The sequence below is a fragment of the Streptomyces sp. CO7 genome (assembly GCF_053474865.1).
This window is the reverse complement of the sequence record NZ_JBRIOU010000009.1, coordinates 93,306-95,501: the sequence shown is the minus strand read 5'-3', so window position 1 is coordinate 95,501 and position 2,196 is coordinate 93,306. Positions and strand designations below refer to the sequence as shown.

The 2,196-nt window shown below is 75.8% G+C and carries 1 protein-coding gene; it reads right to left on the bottom strand.

Annotated elements, in window-relative coordinates:
• Positions 1-383 precede the first annotated feature (383 nt).
• A partial coding sequence (locus ACOV8S_RS27000; protein WP_448320987.1) for an iron ABC transporter permease occupies positions 384-2,196 on the bottom strand: 1,813 nt, incomplete at its 5' end.

Here is a 2,196-nt window from a genome sequence, read left to right as displayed (position 1 = left end):
AGTCGGAGCGCGCCGTGGGGTGCGGGTGGGCAGGACCGGACACCCGACGCCGCGCCCTCGGGTGTCCGGTCCGGAGCCGTTCCGGTCCGGACCGGAGCGGATGAAAGCCGTTGCGGACCGGACCGAGGCGGACGGAAGCCGTTGCGGACCGGACCGGACCGAGTTGGATAAGCGCCGTTGCGCTCCGGACCGGGGTGGACGGAAGCCGTTGCGGACCGAGGACTGGAGCCCGGCGGATCATCGGGTCGGGGCTCTCGTGTCGCTCGGCCCGGCGGATGCCTCGCCCTCGCCTTCCGGGGCTCGGCCCGTCGAAGGTCCGCCCGGACGGCGTACGGCCGCCCGGTGGCGTCACCGGGCGGCCGAAGCGGGGGGAACGGGGGGATTCAGCGGGCGCCGCGGCTCCGGACCAGGAGCCACAGGAAGTACGGCGTGCCGATCAGCGCGGTCATCAGGCCCGCGCCCAGCTGGGCCGGGGCGATGACCGTGCGGCCGAGGAGGTCGGCGGCGCAGACCAGCACCGCGCCGAGCAGGACGGCGACCGGCACCACACGCACGTGGCGGCGGCCGACCAGGGCCCGGGCGGCGTGCGGGGCGACCAGGCCGACGAAGCCGATGGTGCCCGCCGCCGCCACCGCCGTCGCGCTGAGCAGCACGCTCAGCACCAGCAGCGCGAGGCGTTCGCGGGACAGGCCGATGCCCAGCAGCTTGGGCGTGTCCTCGTCCAGGGAGACCAGGTCGAGCTCCGTGCGCCGGGCGGCCGCCACGCCGACGCCGAGGACCAGCACCAGGGCCAGCGGCACCAGGTCCGGGAAGGTGCGCCCGTAGGTGGAACCGGAGAGCCAGGTCAGCGCCTTGGTGGCGTTGTACGGGTCGGTGAGCACGATGATCAGGCTGATCAGCGCCGTCGCCGCGGTGGCGACGCCCATGCCGACCAGCACGAGCCGGTTCTGACGGAAGCCGCCCTGCGCGGCGAGCCCGAAGACCACCACCGACGACACCGCCGCTCCCGCGAACGCGGCGCCCGCCACGCCCCAGGAACCGGCGAGCGGGACCGAGGTCACCAGCAGCACCGCGCCCAGCGCGGCGCCGTTCGAGACGCCCAGCACCGCGGGCTCGGCGAGCGGATTGCGGGTGACGGCCTGCACCAGCGTGCCCGCCAGCGCGAGGGCCGCGCCCGCCAGCAGCGCCGCGCCCACCCGCGGGACGCGGGTGTCGAGGACGAAGGTGACGGCCCGGCCGGACCTGCCCTGGGCCCAGTTGGCGACGTCGCCCAGGAGCAGCTTGGCGTCGCCCAGCAGCACGGCGGCGACGACGACACCCACCAGCAGCACCACCAGCACGGACAGCACCGTGACGAAGACCCGGCGGCTGCGCAGTCTCAGACGGTCCGGCGCGGCGGACTCGGCGCCCTCCCGCAGCCGGGTCGCGGTCACCACCAGGAAGACCGCGCCGACGAGGCTGGTGACCACCCCGGTCGGCACCGCGACCGAGAGGTCGTCGGGGACCAGGGCGCGGAGCACCACGTCGGAGCCGAGGACCAGCGCGGCGCCGGCGAGTCCGGCGAGCGGCAGCGCCCCGCGCAGCCGGGTGAAGGCGCGGACGCGGCGGGCCAGTTGCCGCACCAGTGCCGGGGCGCAGAGGCCGACGAAGCCGATCGGTCCGGCCAGGGTGACGGCGGCAGCGGACAGCAGGGAGGCCAGCACCACCACGGCGACCCGGGTGGTGCGGACGTCGACGCCGAGTCCCCGGGCGGCGTCGTCGCCGAGCGCCAGCGCGTCGACGCGCCGCGCCGTCAGCAGCAGTCCGACGAGGCCGACCACCGCGATCGGCAGCATCTGCAGGACGCCGTCGAAGCCGTTCTGGGCGATGGAGCCCTGGTTCCAGGCGTACAGGCCCTCGGTCTGCTCGGGGAAGAGGAGCAACAGGCCCTGGGTGACGGCGGTCAGCCCCAGTGTCAGGGCGCTGCCGGCGAGGACCAGACGGACGGTGCCGGCGCCGAGTCCCGACAGGGACAGCACCGCCGCCGCCGCGGCGAGACCTCCGGCGAAGGCGATGCCGGAGGACGCCAGCAGGGGGAGGGAGACCCCGGTGACGGCGGCCACGCCGAGGGCCAGGTAGGAGCCTGCGTTGACCGCCAGGGTGTCCGGGGAGGCCAGCACGTTGCGGCTGACGGCCTGCAGGGCGACACCGGCCCTG